Raw genomic sequence first — 16,483 nt, 5'->3', positions numbered from 1 at the left:
GGACTCTGCGGCAGCTGATCGATAAACTCAAGATCACAGATAGTTACTGCCATCTATATTTTGTGATCTGGATCACTGGGCGATCCGGGGTGCTAGATGATCAACCTGACAAGATCAGCAATCCCGGCGATCCGTCCCCAAAGTGGATCTTCTTGACACAGATTGCCTTCCAACTAGATCAAATCCGGCGTAACTCGAATAACATTCGGATCCTGTGGTTACGGATCGGTAACGGGTACGGGGTGGACGGGCCGCCACCGTTTCGGCGATCGTGTGCGCGCTCTCTGCCCGCGAAACCGCTGGCGAGGGCTGTTTGTGTTGTCCTTTCCACCTGGTCCCCACGGGAGTAGATCGCCGTGACCGCGCCTCGCCTGTTCAGTCCTTTCGTGCGTACGCGCGCCAGGCTGGTCTGCACCTCGGGCCTCTTAGTGGCCGCTCTGACCGCCGCGTCGGTCCCCTGGTGGCCGGACGCCCCGGCGCCGTCCGCTCCCGCTGTCTCCGCACCGGTGTTCAAGGACCAGGCGGCCGCCCTGGCCGAGGCGGTGCAGAAGGGCACCGAGGTCCTGGTCGAGACGGCCACCACGGCCACCTCGCTGACCTGGGTCAAACCCACCGGCGAGTTGCGGTCGCAGATCAACGCCCTGCCGCAGCGGGCGAAGAACGCGGCGGGGGTGTGGGCGCCGATCGACAACACCCTCACGCGTGACGGATCGGTGGTGCGGCCGGCGAACCCGCCCGTACCGGTCAGCTTCTCCAACGGCTCCGACAACACCGAGGAGAGTGTGCTGGCCGAGGTGCAGGCCGGCGGGCACACCGTCGCCTACACCTGGCCCGGCCGGCTGCCCGAACCGGTGATCGACGGATCCCGCGCCCTCTACCAGGAAGTCCTTCCCGGAATCGACCTGCTCGTAACCGTCCGCGCCGAAGGCGGCTTCGGCCACGTGCTGATCGTCAAGAACCGCACGGCGAAGCTTCCCCCACTCAGCTACGGCCTGCGCGCCGACGGCGTGATCTTCCGCCACGACGCGGCCACCAACGGCGTGAAGATCCTCGACGCGGGCAGCAAGGACGAGGTCGGTGTCATCCCGACCTCCCTGGCGTGGGACTCGGCCGGCAAAACACCGCGGACCTCGGTGACGAGCGCGTCCGACGTACTCAAGCTCTCTGGTCTTGATGGTCTGGAACCCGGCAGCAAGCAGGCCGTGATGCCCAGCCGCCTCGACGGAGACGGCACCGGCAACGCCCGCCTGCACCTCGACGCCGCCGCCACCGGCCTGCTCACCGACCCCAGCGTCACGTTCCCGGTCTTCCTCGACCCCAGCATCATCGCCGGCGACCAAGCCTGGATCTTCGTCAGCAAATCACACCCCAACAGCAACTTCCTCGACGGCAAGAACTACAACGGCGGCACCACCGAAGCCCGCGTCGGCCACGAGGACGACTCCGGCGTCACGGCGCGGTCCTTCTGGCGGATGGGTTACAAGAACATCAGCGGCGCCGTCGTCAGCACCGCGACCTTCAAGGTGAAGAACGTCCACTCCTGGTCGTGCACCAAGCGCACCTTCCAGCTCTGGCACACCGGCACGATCTCGTCCGGCACCACCTGGAACAAGCAGCCCGGCTGGACGACGCAGCAGGACAGCAAGGAATTCGCCCATGGGTACGGCAGCAACTGCGCCGATGACTGGGTGAGCTTCAACATCAAGGCCGCCGCGCAGCTCGGTGCCACGAACGGCGCCACGAACATCACGTTCGGGATGAGGACCACCGCCGAGACCGACACGCAGACCTGGCGCAAGTTCGACGCCGGCAGCGCCGAGATCAACGTCGCCTACAACACTCCCCCGGCCGAACCGACCGGCGGTGTCTCCGCACCGGGCGGCGCCTGCTCGGCCGGCGCTACCGGCGCGAAGGGTCTGACGGTCGGCCGGACCAACATCACGCTGTCCGCGCAGAGCACCGACAAGGATGACAACCTCAAGAACCTGCGGTTCGTCTTCTGGAAGTCCGGCACCACCGTCCCGGCTGACAAGGTCGTGGCCGTCAGCGAGGTGTCCGGTCAGCCGCTCGCCGGTAAGGCCAGCGTCACGATTCCCTACACCGACCTCGTCGACGGCACGACGTATTCCTGGGCCGTCAAGGCCGAGGACGCCACCGGCGCGATGTCCTCGTACTACCCGCCGGGCAACAACACCTGTCTGCTGACGATCGACGGCACCAAGCCCAGCCCGCCCACCGTCGAGAGTGACGTCTGGCTGGAAGCGACCCCCGACGGCACGACCTGGGCCAAGCCGAAGTTCGGCGAGACCGGCCCGATCACGTTCACCTCGGCCGGCGCGACCAAGTTCGAGTACTCCTTCGAATACATCAAGCCGACCACCACGAACGCGACCAACGGCAGCCTCACCGTGCCGAACCTGGCACCGCGCCACTCCGGGCCGAACACCCTGGTCGTGTACGCCATCGACGCCGCGGGCAACAAGAGCCTCGCCACCACGTACACCTTCTATGTGGCCCCGAAAGCGACCGCCGACAAGCCCGGTGACGTCTCCGGCGACGGCCGGCCCGACCTCATCGTGGTGGACGCCAACGGCAAACTGCTCTCGCTGCCCGGCGACGAGAACGGCGAGCTCTACGGCAGCCTCGCGGCGGCGTATTCCACCGGCGGCAAGCTGAACCCGGCAAACCACTGGTACGAGGCCGGCAAGGTGGCACCGCTGATCGCCAAGCACTCGGACACGTACCCCGGCGACGGCACCACCGACCTGTTCGCCCGCACCCCCGACGGCAACCTCTGGCTCTACCCGGGTGACGGTTACGGCAGCTTCAACATCGACGACCGCCTCCAGGTTCTCCTGCCCGCCGGCACTCCCGCGCCGTCCACCTGGACCCAGATGAAGGCCCTGGGTGACATCACCGGCGACAAACTGCCCGACCTGGCGATCCGCACCGGCACCGCCTTCTGGCTCCTGAGCGGCTACACCGCCGCCGCCTTCCAGCAGGCCACCCTCATGGACGGCACCAACTGGGGCCGGGCGGAGATCGTCAACATCGCCGACATCGACCTCGACGGCACCCCCGACATGACCTGGCGCCACCTCGACACCGGCTACATGTACCTCCGCCACGGCAAACCGGGAACCGTCGCGGGCAGCGTCGCCCTCGACTCCCTGAAGTCCGCGGCCGCCTCCCGCCAGGGCGACGTCCAATACGGCTCAGGCTGGACCACCATCCAAACCGTCATCGGCATCCCCGACGTCAACGGCGACAACGTCCCCGACATGTGGGCGGTCACCACCGCCGACGGCACCACCCGCATGTATCTGGCCACCACCACCTACGGCGGCACCCAGACAACCGTCCTCTCCGTCGACTGGCGAACCATCAAAGCCTTCGCCTGACCCGATCGGCCGTGGCCCCGCGAAGGCCTGAGCGTCCAAGCTCAGGTCCTCGCGGGGCCTTTTTTCGTCGACCGCGGTCAAGGTGCAACCGCCAGCGGCCCGCCGAGCGAACAACCCGAAGGACCCATGTGCGGGAGGGAGGTCGATGAGCTCCGACGACGAGCTCGCCGAGCGCTTACGCAGCGGCGACGAGAAAGCCTTACGGACTGCCTACGAGCGGCACGGTGCCGCCGTGCTCTATCTCGCCCAGCGGCTGCTGGGCAATCGGGCGGACGCCGAGGACGTCACCCAGCTGACGTTCGTCGCGGCGTGGACCGGGCGGGACGGATTCGATCCTCAGCGCGGCACGATGCTCGGCTGGCTGCTGGGCATCGCGCGGCGCAAGGCCGTCGACCGCTTGCGGTCTGCGGCACGGGAGGATCGAAAGACCGATTCCGTACGCGCTCAGCAGCACATTTCCACCGATGACGAGGAGTCGCCGGACCGGATCGTCGACCGGCTGGTTGTCGCCGACGAGCTGGGACGGTTGCCCGAGGAGCAGCGGCGCACACTGGAGCTGGCGTTCTTCGACGACCTCACGCATCCACAGATAGCTGCCGTCACCGGGCTGCCGCTCGGCACGGTCAAGAGTCATATCCGGCGTGGAATGGCGAACCTGCGACGTCGTTGGGAGGTGGACGGTGCAGCATTTGGATCCCGATCGGCTGGTCCTTCTCGCGCTCTCTGAGGAACGGGAGGAGCTGAGCGAGGCGGATCACCTCGCGTACTGCGCCGACTGCCGGCAGGAGATGGCCGCTCTGCGGGACGTCGCCGAGATCGGCGCCGGGGTGCAGGATCTGCGGGACCTGCCACCACCGCCGGAACACGTCTGGCGGGCCGCCGAGGCGGACATCAAGGGTACGAGGAAGACGGTCGAACGCCGTACCCGTCCTCGCTGGCTGGTCCCCGTCCTCAGCGCCGCCGCAGCCGCGGTGATCGCGATAGCCGGCACCGTCGCGATCAACCGGCCCCCGGCCGAGGAGGTGACAGCGCGGGCGACGCTCACCCCGCTGGAGACGGTTCCGCCCGATGCGGGTGGCGTGGTGCGCGTGCTCTCCGACGGGCGCATGCGCGTCGACGTGCGCAACCTGCCGCTGACCACCGGCTTCCACGAGGTGTGGCTGCTCGACCCGGACGACCTGACGAAGATGGTGGCCGTCGGCAGCCTGCCCGACCGGCGGGAGGCCGTGCTGCCGGTGCCGCCCGGCACCGACCTGAACCGGTACCGCCTGGTCGACGTCAGCGACGAACCGCACGACGGCGACGCCACCCACTCCGGTCAGAGCCTGCTGCGGGGAACCCTCACCAACTAGTGCATCCATCGCTCGCGATGCGAGCGAAGTACGGGGGTGGTGGCACCGAGGCCACCGCCCCGCACTTGGAGAAGGGACGCACGAAAATGAGGTTCACCCGGGTCGCAGCCGTGGCCACCGCCGCAGTCGTCGCCTCCGCCCTCACCGCCGCGCCGGCCTCCGCACACTCCGCGAAGCCGTTGAAGACCAGGTCGCTGGCGGCGGTACTGACCGCCGACCGGAGCGGCTTCGACCGCAACGGCCACGACTACGACATCCTGACCGCCGCGGTGCAGGCCGTCCTCAAGGCCAAGCCGTCCAGCCCCGTCGGCGTCCTGGCCGACGGCAGGACCGCTCTCACCGCCTTCCTCCCCAACGACCTGGCCTTCCGCAAACTGGTCGCCGACATCCGGCACACCAAGCGACTGCCCGGCGAGAAGAAGACGTTCACCGCGGTAGCCGGCCTCGGCATCGACACCGTCGAGTCGGTCCTGCTCTACCACGTCGTCCCGGGCGCCACGATCACCCGCAAGGCGGCACTGAGGTCCGACAACGCCCGCCTGACCACAGCCGCCGGCTCGAAAATCAAAGTCAACGTGTACGGCCACCGGCACAAGCGCATCTCCCTGATCGACGCCGACCGCAGCGACCGCAACCCGCGCGTCATCCGCTTCGACATCAACAGGGGCAACAGGCAGATCGCCCACGGCATCGACCGCGTACTACGCCCGATCAACCTGCCCTGACCCCGGCGGTGTGAAGGCATAGTGAAGGCCGGGCATCCACGGGGGAGAATGCCCGGCCTGCACAGATCAAAGCACACACCGCGGTCTCGCCGCCAGCACAGAACATGCCCCCCGTGCGGGCCCCGGAAGCCGTATCGTCATGGTGCTCAATGTCGTACGGGGGTCGATGTGCGGTTCGGTGTCACCGGTCACCGGATGCTTCCACCGGGGATCGCCGACCGGGCGATGGACCACTGGCGCCGGGTGCTGCCCACCGGGCCCGGGCTGCGTGGTGTGTCGAGCCTTGCGGACGGTGCTGACCAGCTGTTCGCCGCGCATGTGCTCGCGGCCGGAGGCACGCTCGAGGCGGTGCTGCCGTCGGCGGACTATGGTGGCTCGCTGACCGCGGACGGCAGCCGGGCCCGGTTCGAGGATCTCGTGCGTGCGGCGGTTTCGGTGATCACGATGCCGTTCGCCGAGCCGTGCGAACAGGGGTTTCTCGCCGCCGGGCACGCTCTGGTCGATCGCTGCGACCACCTGTTCGCGGTGTGGGACGGCCTGCCGGCGCGCGGGCTGGGTGGCACCGCGGACGTGGTCGCGTACGCGCGGGCCCAGGGTCGCCCGGTCACCGTCCTGTGGGTGGACGGTGTGCTTCGGGACTAAGGGGCCGGCACCTCCAGCTCGGCGAAGGCGCGTTTGGCGAGGTCTTGATGTGGTCCGGCGCGGTCGACGTCGCCGGTCTCGCGGAGCGCGACAGCGAGTCCGTCGTGGGCGCGCGCCTGCTCGTACCGGTCGCCTATCTCCTCGGCCAGCGCCAGCGCCTGCTCGTGCTGTGCGCCCGCCTCGGTCACCTCGCCGGCCGCGCGCAGCACCTGGCCGAGGTCGTTGAGCGCCTCCGCCTCGCTCGCGCGGTCGCCGATCCGCCGGAGCAGCACGAGCGCGCGACGCAGGTGACCGGCGGCCTCCGTGAGGCGACCCTGGCGGGTGCGCATCGCGGCCAGATCGCTGAGAACGTACGCCTCCGCGGTGCGATCGCCCGTGCTCCGAGCGGTGTCGAGGCTCTGTTCGAGGTGGGCGGCGGCGCGGTCGAGTGTGACCGGGCGGTGTGGCAGACGCGCGAGCAGGGACAGCACGTACGCCTCGCTGAACCGGTCGCCGAGCGTGCCGTACAGGTCGAGCGCGGACCCGAACCGCTGCGCCGCCTCCGCGTGGTCGCCCAGCCGCGCGTCGATCAGCCCGAGGCGCACGAGAGCGTCGGCCTGTCCCGCGTTGTCGCCGAGGCTCCCGTAGGACTTTCCGGCCCGCCGGTAGTGGTCGGCTGCCTGCCGGTAGTCGCCCAGGCGCCAGTCGACGCTCCCCAGGTTGCGCAGGACCTGGGCTTCGGCCGCGCTGTCGCCCGTTTCCGCGTACAGATGCAAGGCTTTTCGATAGGTCTCCACCGCCTCCCGCAAGCGTCCCTGCCGCCGGTGCAACCGACCCAGGTTGGACAGCGCCCTCGCCTGCGCCTCGCGGTCCTCGACCGCCCTGGCCGCGGCGACCGCGGAGGCCGTCACCGTCGCCGCCTCCGCAACCGGACCGCCCGCGTCGAGATAGCGGAACAGGGTTTCGGCGAGGGCGATGGTGTGCTGGTGCCAGCCGTGCGCCGCGCCGTACGTGCAGACCACCGCGAGGTTGGGCCGTTCCGCCTCGATCCAGGCCCGCGCCGCGTCCGTGTCACCGCCCGGCGCCGGATTGCCGTCCGGGTACAGCGTGCCCATCGCCGCGACGGACCCGGCGAGATAGTGGTCGAACAGGCGGGTGAGAGCGGCATGCCGGTCCGGCTCGGGGTCGTGGCCGGTGGCAAGCTCGGCCGCGTACGTGCGCAGCAGGTCGTGCATGCCGTACCGGCCGCCCGGGCCGGCCTGCACGAGGCTGGCCCGGACCAGCACACCGAGCAGCCGCCGTGCCTCGCCGGCGCCGGTGCCGGTCAGCGCCGCCACCGCGTCGACGTGCGCGGTCTCGCCCGGATGCAGCCCGAGCAGCCGGAACATCCGGGCCGCGGCGGCGGGCAGGTTCTGGTACGACCAGGAGAAGACCGCCCGCACCTCGGCGCGCGGGTCGCCGCCCGCGTCCAGCAGGTCGAGGCGGTGGTGGTCGCACAGTTCGGCGACGAGGTCGGCCAGCGGCACGTCGGCGCGTTCCGCGGCCAGCTCGGCGGCGATCCGCAGGGCCAGCGGCAGCCGGGCGCACGCGGCGGCAAGGTCCTCGGCGGCGGCCGGCTCCCGGTCCACCCGGGCGCCGATCAGCTTGCGCAGCAGCCCGACCGCGTCCGGCAGCGGGAGCAGGTCGAGGTTGACCCGCTCGGCGCCGTGCACCGCCACCATGCCGGGCAGCGAGTCGCGGCTGGTGATCAGTACCAGGCACGATCCGGTGCCGGGCAGCAACGGCCGGACCTGTTCCACCGAGGACGCGTTGTCCAGGAGCACGAGCATGCGCCGGCCGGTGAGCTCGGACCGGTACCGCCCGGCGCGCTCGTCGATTCCCGGCGGGATCTCCGGGCCGCGTACGCCGAGCGCGGTGAGGAACCCGGCCAGCGCGTCGGCGACCGCCACCGGCTGTTCGGCGTCGTAGCCGCGCAGGTTCACGTAGAGCTGCCCGTCCGGGAACGCGTGCCGGACGTGGTGCGCCCACCGCACGGCCAGCGCCGACTTGCCGACACCGGCCGTACCGGACAGCAGCGCGACGGTCAGCGGCGGCTCGTCGCCACCCGGCGGCGCCAGCAGGCGGTCCAGCGCGGCGAGTTCCCCGGTCCGGCCGGTGAAGGCACGGACGTCGGCGGGCAGTTGCGACGGCACCGGCTCGGTGGCGGCGAGCGTGACACCGGGCGTGACGCCGGGCGCCCGGACCTCACCCGCCGGTGCGGCCAGAGCGGGGTCGGCGGCGATGATCTGCTCGTGCACCTGGCGCAGCGCGGCGCCCGGGTCGCTGCCCAGCTCGTCGGCGAGCCGGTGGCGGATCCGCCGGTACTGCTCGTCGGCGTCGGCCTGCCGCCCGCACCGGTACAGCGCGAGCATCGCCTGCCCGGCCAGCCGCTCGTCCAGCGGATGCTCGGCGACGGCGGCGGTCAGCGACGGCAGCAGCTCACCGTGCCGGCCCAGCCGCAGCAGCACGTCGTTGCTGTCCAGCTCGGCGGCGAACCGCTCACCGAGCAGGGTGCGCCGCATCGCGCCCAGCCAGGGCGTGTCCAGGCCGGCGAACGGGTCACCGCGCCACAGGCCCAGCGCCTGCCCGATCAGCTCGGCGGCCGACCGGTCCGACTCGGTCGCCCGCGCCTGTGTCATCAGCCTGCGGAACCGGTGCAGATCCACCGCCTGCGGATCCACGGTGAGGAGGTAGCCGCCCGGATCACGCCGGATCTCCACCCCGTCGGCACCCGCGAGGGCACCGCGCAACCGGGACACGTAGCTGTAGAGGGCCCCCGCGGCCCGCTGCGGCACACGCTCACCCCAGACCCGGTCGATCAACTGGTCGACCGTCACCGGACGGCCCGCCTCCACGAGAAGCACGCTCAGCACGCACCGCTGCCGGGCGTGCCCCAGGTCGACGGGCTCGCCGTCGATCCGGGCCTCCACCACGCCGAGCACACCGAACTCCGCCGCCAACCGACCTCCGCTCACCAGGTGATTCAAGAAATTCACAAGGACCGCTACGAGTCTCCCATGCTACGTACAAGGTCCACCGGCGAGCATTGACGTCGTTGCAGGGGACAGGTCGCCCACGCCCGGTTACGCACAGCGTTACGGGGGAATCGGGACGCCACAGCACGCCAGAAGGCGCGAGCGACCTGCCCCGCAACCGATCTGCCCACCGGACCTCCCAACGAAGGAAGTGCATGCGGACCAGGCTGTTCACCACTGGCGCAATCGTGAGCGTGACGCTCCTCGGAATGCCGGCGGTGGCACACGCCGCGCCCGCCGGGTTCGGGGCCGGCGGGAAGGTCAGAACGGACTTCGCCGGGTATGCCGACGTGATCAACGCGCTGGTGGTCCGGCCGGGCGGATTCGTCGCGGCCGGTGCGGCCGGGCTGCCGGACTACAGCACCGACTTCGGGCTGGCCCGGTACGACTCCCGGGGCAACCTGCTCGCCCGCGTCACCACCGACTTCTTCGGCCACACCGACCGCGCCAACGCGCTGGTCGCCCAGCCGGACGGGAAGCTGGTCGCCGCGGGTGAGGCGTTCCGCACCGCCGGGGAGAACCCGGACTTCGCACTGGCCCGGTACACCGCGGACGGCACGCTGGACGCCGGCTTCGGCACCGGCGGCAAGGCCACCGCGGACCTCGGCGGGCACGACATCGCCTCGGCGCTGGTCCGCCAGCCGGACGGCAGGCTGCTGGTCGCCGGTTCCACGCTCGACCTGGACAACGGCGCCCCAAGCGTCGCCGTGGCCCGGTTCAACGCGGACGGCACGCTCGACACCACCTTCGGCGACGGCGGCAAGGTCGTCACCGAGTTCGCCGGCGGCGCGCAGGCCGTGTCGGCCGTCCTTCAGCCCGACGGCAAGCTGGTGGTCGCCGGAGACGCGTCGGAGACCGGGTTCGACTTCTGGCTGGCCCGGTTCGGCACGGACGGCACGCTGGACACCAGCTTCGGCGGCGACGGCCAGGTGACCACCGACTTCGGGGACACCATCGACCGCGCCCTCGACGTGACGATCCAGTCCGACGGCAAGCTCGTCGCGGTGGGCGAGACCTCCACGATGGAGACCGCCGACTTCGCGCTCGCCCGATACCACACGGACGGCACGCTGGACACCGGCTTCGGCGCGGGCGGCCGGGTGGTCACCGACATCGTGGGCGGTTCGGACCAGGCAAGGACAGCGATCGTACGAGGTAATCGCCTCGTCGTGGGCGGCTCGGCAACCGGCAACGGGACGTCGTTCGACTTCGCCCTGGCTGTCTACCGGCCCGACGGCTCACTGGACACCACGCTCGGCGACGGCGGCAAGACGACCACCGACTTCGACGGCAGCGTCGACGAGGTCCACGACCTCGCGATCCGGTCCGACGGCACCCTGCTGGCCGGCGGCGTCGCCTACGGCCCGTCGCAGGAGATCACCGAGACGGACTTCGCGGTGGCCCGCTACCGCCCCTGACCCCCCGGCCCGCACCCCTCTCCGCGACAGCACCACGAAGGCCCCTGGCGGAGAGGGTGCGGGCAGGGCTCACTCGGTGAAACCGGGCTTCCAGTGCGGGTCGCGGCCGAGGTGGCGCAGCAGGGTGGCGGCCGCGTCGTCGCTGGGCTGGGCGGGCAGGGCGGACGCGTACGCGAAGCCCCGCAGCGGGTCCGCTGTCGCCTGGGCGGCCGGCAGCAACTGCTCGGCCAGGGCGGCGGTCAGCGGGGACGGCTGACCGGTCGCCACCGCGACGTCCCAGGCGTGCACCGCCGCGTCGAGGGCGCACGCGGCGGCCGCGAGCGCGGGTGTCATCTCCGGGACGGGCGGGAGCGGCGTGCGTACCGATGAAGCTGCCGGATCCACCCCCGACCAGGCACCGGTGGCCGCCTCGATCGCCTTGGCGATCGTCTCCTGGACGCCACCCTCCAGCCGGCGCGGCGGATCGAACGGGTTGTAGGTGGGCAGCGAGCCCGCGCCGACAACGGACGCCCAGGCGTGCTGATCACCGGCGGCGTGGTACAGCACCTGCACCACCGTCCACTCCGAACACGGAGTCGGGTCGTCGAGCCGGTCGGCGCCGACAGCCGCGGTGACGTGCTGCAAAGAATCAAGAGCGGTTTTGAGTACGGGGAAAATCACGGCAGATCCCTTTCCGAGAAGAACTGGCGGATGTCGTCGGCGAGCAGGTCGGGTGCGTCGTGCGTGGCCCAGTGCCCGCCGCGGTCGTACGTGTTCCAGGCGACGATGTTGGAATGGTCGCGCTCGGCGAACCGGCGGACGGCGTGGAAGTCGAAGGCGAACGCGGCCAGCCCCAGTGGCACCGTGGTGGGCGGGGCCGGGTCCGCGCGGTGGTTCTCGTAGTAGAAACGGGCGGCCGAGGCAGCGGTGTTCGTGAACCAGTACAACGCCACGTTGGTCAGGACGTCCTCGGGACTCAGCGCGGTGCCGAACAGCTGACCGCTCCAGGCCAGCTGCCCGGCCGGCGAGTCCGCCAGAGCGTGCGCCAGGGTCTGCGGCTGGGCCTGCTGGGACCGATCGTGGATGGCGTGCTCGGCGAACGCCTGGCCGAACCGGAGGGCGCCGAACTCCTCGCCGGTGAGCCCGTCGAACTCACCCTCGTCGCCGCGTGGGAAGGAGAAGATCTGCGTGACGTGCACACCGATGACATGTTCCCGGTCGAGCTCGCCCAGCAGCGGCGAGACGATCGCCCCGGCGTCGTTCCCGTGCGCGCCGTAGCGGTCGTAACCCAGCCGCCGCATCAGCTCCGCCCACGCGGCGGCGGTCCGCCCGGCGCTCCAGCCGTGCTCGCTGGTGTGCCCGGAGAAGGTGAACCCGGGCAGCGACGGGATGACCACGTGGAAGGCGGGTGCGCCCGCGCGGCCGTGCGCGGCCGGCTCGGTCAGCGGGCCGACCAGTCCCAGGTACTCCACGAAGCTGTTGGGCCAGCCGTGCGTCAGGATGAGCGGGACGGCGTCCGGCTGCGTCGAGCGTACGTGTACGAAGTGCACACGCTGCCCGTCGATCTCCGTCGTGAACTGCGGGAACTCGTTCAGCTCGGCCTCTCGCGCCCGCCAGTCGAACGTGGTGCGCCAGCGCTCGACCAGTTCACGGACGTAGGAGACCGGTACGCCGTACTCCCAGCCGGGCGGCGCGGGTGCGCCGGAGCCGCCGGCGATGACCTCCTTCTCGGGCAGCTCATCTGCCCAGCGGGTGCGGGCCAGCCGTTCGGCGAGGTCGTCGAGGCTCGCCTGCGGAATCGCGATGCGGAACGGGGTGATGGTGGAATCGGCGATCGGCACGCGGCGCAGCATAGGCACGCCCCGCTTACGTTCCGCTTTCGTCTCGCTGACGCCAGCGGGCGACCAGGTCGGCGTGGCTCGCCGGGCGGCCGGGCAGTCTCGCCTCGGCCGGGGCGTGCAGGGCCTGCAGGAGCAGGGCGAGGTATCGGCGGCGCAGGGCGGCACCGCCGTCGGCGCCCGGCAGGTCGATGAAGGCGACCATCTCCAGCAGCAACGTGACGTCGGCCTCGGAGATGTCCTCGCGGAGCTCACCGGCGCGCCGGACACGCTGGAAGAGTTCCTCGGCCAGGCTGCCGGCCCGCCCGGCGAGGGCGGTGAGCTCCGCCGTCGGCGTGAACGTGCCCGCCAGCCGCTGCGCCAGCGCCTGGCTCTGGCCGTCGATGACACGTTCCAGGCAGGAGACGTACGTGTCCCACGGCGCGGCGTCGGACGCGAGTGCCTTCTCGAGGTCGGCGATGTAGCGGTTGAGGCCGTCCTCGGCCAGCGCCCGCAACAGGTGCTCCTTGCTGGGGTAACGCCGGTAGAGCGCGCTGACACCCACACCGGCCTGCTCGGCGACCTTTGCGATCGGAGCCTCGGGGTCGGCCAGGAACACACCACGCGCGGCGTCGAGGATGCGCCCGTTGTTGCGCTGCGCCTCCGCCCGCCGTCCGCTCAGTGAGCTGCGGTGTTCTTCCCCGGCCATCAGCTGAGGCTAGCAGCGTGGTTGCGCCGCTCTGTTAGCGTTCGGCGGGAGCAATACGTTCCGTTCCGTTCCACTCGTCAAGGAGTTCGCCGTCATGACGGTTCGTCAGCTCCGCCTCGTCGTGCACACGTCAGACTACGAACAAGCAGTGGCGTTCTTCCGGGACGCGCTGGCGATGCCCGTCGCCGAGTCGTACTCCGGTGAGGGCGGCGCCGAGGTGACCATCCTGGACGCGGGGCGGGCGACCCTCGAGTTGTCGAACACCGCCCAGATCGAGCTCATCGACCGCGTCGAGGTGGGGCGGCGGGTCGCACCCCGGTTCCGCCTCGCGCTCGAGGTCGACGACTGCGAGGCGGCTACCCGTACCGTGATCGCGGCCGGCGCCACGCCGGTGGCGCCTGCCACCCGCACGCCCTGGAACTCGGTCAACGCCCGGCTGGACGCACCAGGGACGATCCACCTGACGCTGTTCGAGGAGCCGGCGGACGAGTGACGGCTGTCTTCCACTTCCGCGTTCTCGGCAACCTGGAGGTACGGCGGAACGGCGCGCTCGTCGTCATCTCCGCGCCGAAGCTGCGGACCATCCTGGCGTCGCTGCTGCTGCGGGCCGGGCGGGTCGTGCCGGTGAGTGTCCTGGTGGACCGCCTGTGGGACGACGAGCCACCGGCCGAGGCGCGGGCGGCTGTGCAGACGTACGTGGCTCGGCTGCGCCGGCAGCTGGGCGCCGGTGCGGCCATCCACACGCGCAGCGGCGGGTACGTCATCGAGCTGCCGGCGGGATCCTGCGATCTGCAGGAGTTCGACGAGCTGCTGGAACGTGTACGCGAATCTCCCGGTCGCGACGACCGGCAGGCGGCGCTCACCTCGCTGCGCGCCGCGACCGCGCTCTGGCGCGGCCCGATCCTGTTCGACGTGGAATCGGCGACGCTTCACCGCGAGGAGGTGCCGCACCTGCAGGAACGGTGCCTCGACGCGGCCGTGCGCCGGTTCGGCCTGGAACTGGCGCTCGGGCATCACCAGGCGGTGGTCGAGGATCTGCGGGCGCTCACCGCGGCGTACCCGTTCCAGGAGGAGCTGCGGGCACACCTGATGCGCGCCCTCTACCGGTCGGGACGCCAGGCGGAGGCCCTGGCGGTCTACCGCGACGTCGCGGCGCTGCTGCGCAGCGAGCTGGGCCTGGATCCGGTGCCCGAGCTGCGCGCCGTGCACCAGGCGATCCTGCTCGGCCGGACGACGGACGACGACGACACACCCCGTCCCGCGGCCCTGTGCCAGCTGCCGCCGGTGATCGGCGACTTCGTCGGCCGGGCCGGACAGGCGACGGGAATCGCCGCATCGCTGGCCGCCGCGTCGCTGGCCACCGCCTCGCTGCCCATCGTGGTGGTGAGCGGGGCGGCCGGTGTTGGCAAGTCCGCGCTCGCCGTGTTCGTCGCGCACCAGGTACGCGACCGGTTCCCCGACGGCCAGCTCTACGTCAACCTGGGCGGCGGCGGCCCGGCACCGCGGGACGTCTCCGAGGTTCTCAGCGAGCTCCTGTACGCGCTGGGGCTGCTCCCGGACGCGCAGCCCCGTTCGATCCCGGCGCGGGCGGCGACGTTCCGCGCGCTCGTGGCCGACCGCCGGATCCTGATCGTGCTCGACGACGCCGCCGGCGCCGCGCAGGTCGCACCGCTGCTGCCCGGCACGGCCGGATCCGCCGTGCTGGTCACCAGCAGGCGGTCCCTGGACGAGATCCCGGGAGCCGATCATCACCGCCTGCAGCCGTTCTCGGTCGCCGAGGGCGTCGCGCTGCTCGACCGGATCCTGTCCCCGGACCGAGTCGCCGGCGAGCGGCCGGCTGCGGAGCAGCTGGTGGACCTGTGCGGCCGGCTGCCCCTCGCCGTCCGCATCATCGGCGCCCGGCTCCAGCCCCGGCCCACCCTGCGGCTGCGCGCGCTCGCGGACCGGCTGCAGGACGAGCACCGGCGCCTCGACGAGCTGGCCGTCGGCGACCTGGCGGTCCGCTCCGAGCTGGCCGTCGGCTACGCCGGGCTGGCCGAGCCCGTCCGGCTGGCGCTGCGCCGCATGGGCCTGCTGGCCACCGAGTCCTTCGCCGCCTGGGCACTCGGCGCCGTCACCGACGGCGGCGACGGCGAACGCGCCGTCGAGCAGCTGATGGCCGCCGGTCTGCTCGACCCGGTGGGGCTCGACCTCAACGGTCAACTGCGTTACCGGCCACACGACCTGGTCGCGCTCTTCGCCCGCGAGCTCGCCGACGGCGAGGCTTCCAGCGGGGTCGCGTACCGAAGGCTGCTGGACACCTTCCTCGTCCTGGCACACCGTGTGCACTCGCGGGTCGAGCGCAAGGACGGCCTTTCACCCGACCCCCTGCCCGGCGGAATCGGCCCCGCCCCGCTGGACATCACCGATCCAGGCGCCTGGCTGCAGACAGAGCGCAATCAGCTTTTGTACGCGATAACGCAGGCGTGCCGACTGGGCTTCTACGACAGGGCGGCGCTGCTGGCCGACATGGTCATCCCGCCGCTCTCCATACGCGGCGGCTACCACCAGATCGCCCGCGTCCGCGCAACCGTCCGGGACGCCGCCCGCGCCGCCGGGGACGAGCGGGTCGCCAGCCGCCAGGCGAGCAGCCGGGCCGATGTACTGCTCTCCCTCGACCTGGACGAGGCCGCCACCGAGTTCGAACACTCCGTCACCGTGTTCCGCCGCCTAGCCCTCGAGCACGAACTGGTCCACAGCCTCACCGGCCTCGCCTTCGCTCGCATGTTCCAGAACCGGCCGGCTCTCCCACACGCCGAAGAGGCAACCACGATCGCGTACGCCACCGGCGACCCCGACGACATCGTCCTGGCACTACGCACCCAAGCCGACACACTGGTCCTCCAGGACCGGCCCGCCGAAGCGCTCCCTCTACTCGATCGCGCGCTGGGGCACACCCGGTCGCTCTGGAACACCGACAGCCATCGAGCCCTGCTGGTCCGCAAACTGGACTGCGCCATCACCCTGAAGGACCTCGACCTGGCCGCCACCACCTACACCCAGGCCCGAGCCGTCACCGACGCCACCGACAACGCACACGGCCTGGGCTGGCTACTGATCCACCACAGCCGCCTCCAACGTCTCCGGGGCAATCTCACCGCCGCCACCGCCGACGCCCATGAGGCTCTCCGCCACATGGTCAACGCCGGCGACCCCCGAGGGATCTTCCTCGCCAACCTGCGCCTGGCCGAGGCACTGCTGGCCGCCGGAGACTCCCCAGCCGCCGCCGACCTCCTCCACACCCTGTTGACCACCTCGGACGCGGCTTCCGTACCCCTGCTGAGAGCAAAGGCCGAAGCCCTCCTCCACGAATGTTGGTAATGTTGGTCGGGTCCATACATCACCAAC

At 71.0% G+C, this 16,483-nt stretch carries 12 protein-coding genes; 8 read left to right on the top strand and 4 right to left on the bottom strand.

What is annotated here, in order from left to right:
• The first annotated feature begins 356 nt into the window (after positions 1-356).
• The 5 genes from AB0M02_RS32030 to AB0M02_RS32010 all read left to right on the top strand — a co-directional run bounded on the left by AB0M02_RS32030 (position 357) and on the right by AB0M02_RS32010 (position 6,120).
• The gene (locus tag AB0M02_RS32030; RefSeq protein WP_364233634.1) at positions 357-3,401 is read left to right on the top strand and encodes a hypothetical protein; all 3,045 of its coding nucleotides are present in this window, start codon (positions 357-359) and stop codon (positions 3,399-3,401) included.
• A gap of 145 nt (positions 3,402-3,546) precedes the next feature.
• A complete protein-coding gene (locus AB0M02_RS32025) occupies positions 3,547-4,128 on the top strand; it encodes a sigma-70 family RNA polymerase sigma factor (protein ID WP_364233631.1) in 582 nt (193 codons plus the stop codon).
• Positions 4,082-4,753: an anti-sigma factor gene (locus AB0M02_RS32020; RefSeq protein ID WP_364233629.1), complete on the top strand. Its 672-nt coding sequence runs from the start codon at positions 4,082-4,084 to the stop codon at positions 4,751-4,753. Before AB0M02_RS32025 ends, AB0M02_RS32020 begins: the two co-directional genes overlap by 47 nt.
• A gap of 86 nt (positions 4,754-4,839) precedes the next feature.
• Entirely contained in the window at positions 4,840-5,478 is a 639-nt protein-coding gene (locus tag AB0M02_RS32015) for a fasciclin domain-containing protein (protein ID WP_364233626.1), read from the top strand.
• Between the two features lie 168 nt (positions 5,479-5,646).
• On the top strand, positions 5,647-6,120 hold the full coding sequence (locus AB0M02_RS32010; protein WP_364233624.1) for a hypothetical protein: 474 nt from the start codon (positions 5,647-5,649) through the stop codon (positions 6,118-6,120).
• Here the strand turns inward: AB0M02_RS32010 and AB0M02_RS32005 are convergent.
• Positions 6,117-9,113 (bottom strand): BTAD domain-containing putative transcriptional regulator, encoded by a 2,997-nt coding sequence (locus AB0M02_RS32005; protein WP_364233621.1) that lies wholly within the window; start codon positions 9,111-9,113, stop codon positions 6,117-6,119. The genes AB0M02_RS32010 and AB0M02_RS32005 overlap by 4 nt on opposite strands.
• A gap of 254 nt (positions 9,114-9,367) precedes the next feature.
• Between AB0M02_RS32005 and AB0M02_RS32000 the strand changes: the two genes are divergently transcribed.
• A complete protein-coding gene (locus AB0M02_RS32000; RefSeq protein ID WP_364233619.1) occupies positions 9,368-10,591 on the top strand; it encodes a delta-60 repeat domain-containing protein in 1,224 nt (407 codons plus the stop codon).
• A 69-nt stretch (positions 10,592-10,660) separates the two neighbouring features.
• Here AB0M02_RS32000 and AB0M02_RS31995 read toward each other — a convergent pair whose 3' ends face one another.
• From AB0M02_RS31995 to AB0M02_RS31985, 3 genes are read right to left on the bottom strand one after another with little or no spacing between them, the layout of a single operon-like run.
• Positions 10,661-11,251 carry a TIGR03086 family metal-binding protein gene (locus tag AB0M02_RS31995; protein ID WP_364233617.1) on the bottom strand — a complete coding sequence of 197 codons (591 nt, stop codon included), beginning with the start codon at positions 11,249-11,251 and terminating at the stop codon, positions 10,661-10,663.
• Entirely contained in the window at positions 11,248-12,405 is a 1,158-nt protein-coding gene (locus AB0M02_RS31990; protein ID WP_364233697.1) for an epoxide hydrolase family protein, read from the bottom strand. The genes AB0M02_RS31995 and AB0M02_RS31990 overlap by 4 nt, the downstream gene beginning before the upstream one ends.
• Before the next feature lie 31 nt (positions 12,406-12,436).
• Positions 12,437-13,096, bottom strand: coding sequence for a helix-turn-helix domain-containing protein (locus AB0M02_RS31985; protein WP_364233615.1), 660 nt, complete (start codon positions 13,094-13,096; stop codon positions 12,437-12,439).
• Between the two features lie 94 nt (positions 13,097-13,190).
• On the opposite strand from AB0M02_RS31985, the gene AB0M02_RS31980 reads away from it, so the two are divergent.
• Positions 13,191-13,589, top strand: a complete 399-nt coding sequence (locus AB0M02_RS31980; protein WP_364233614.1) for a VOC family protein — start codon at positions 13,191-13,193, stop codon at positions 13,587-13,589.
• Positions 13,586-16,456 (top strand): BTAD domain-containing putative transcriptional regulator, encoded by a 2,871-nt coding sequence (locus AB0M02_RS31975; protein WP_364233612.1) that lies wholly within the window; start codon positions 13,586-13,588, stop codon positions 16,454-16,456. The genes AB0M02_RS31980 and AB0M02_RS31975 overlap by 4 nt, the downstream gene beginning before the upstream one ends.
• Positions 16,457-16,483: the final 27 nt, after the last annotated feature.

Source organism: Actinoplanes sp. NPDC051861 (genome assembly GCF_040681145.1).
In the GTDB taxonomy this organism is placed as follows: domain Bacteria; phylum Actinomycetota; class Actinomycetes; order Mycobacteriales; family Micromonosporaceae; genus Actinoplanes.
The sequence above is the reverse complement of the archived record's forward strand: the minus strand, read 5'-3'. Positions and strand labels throughout refer to the sequence as shown.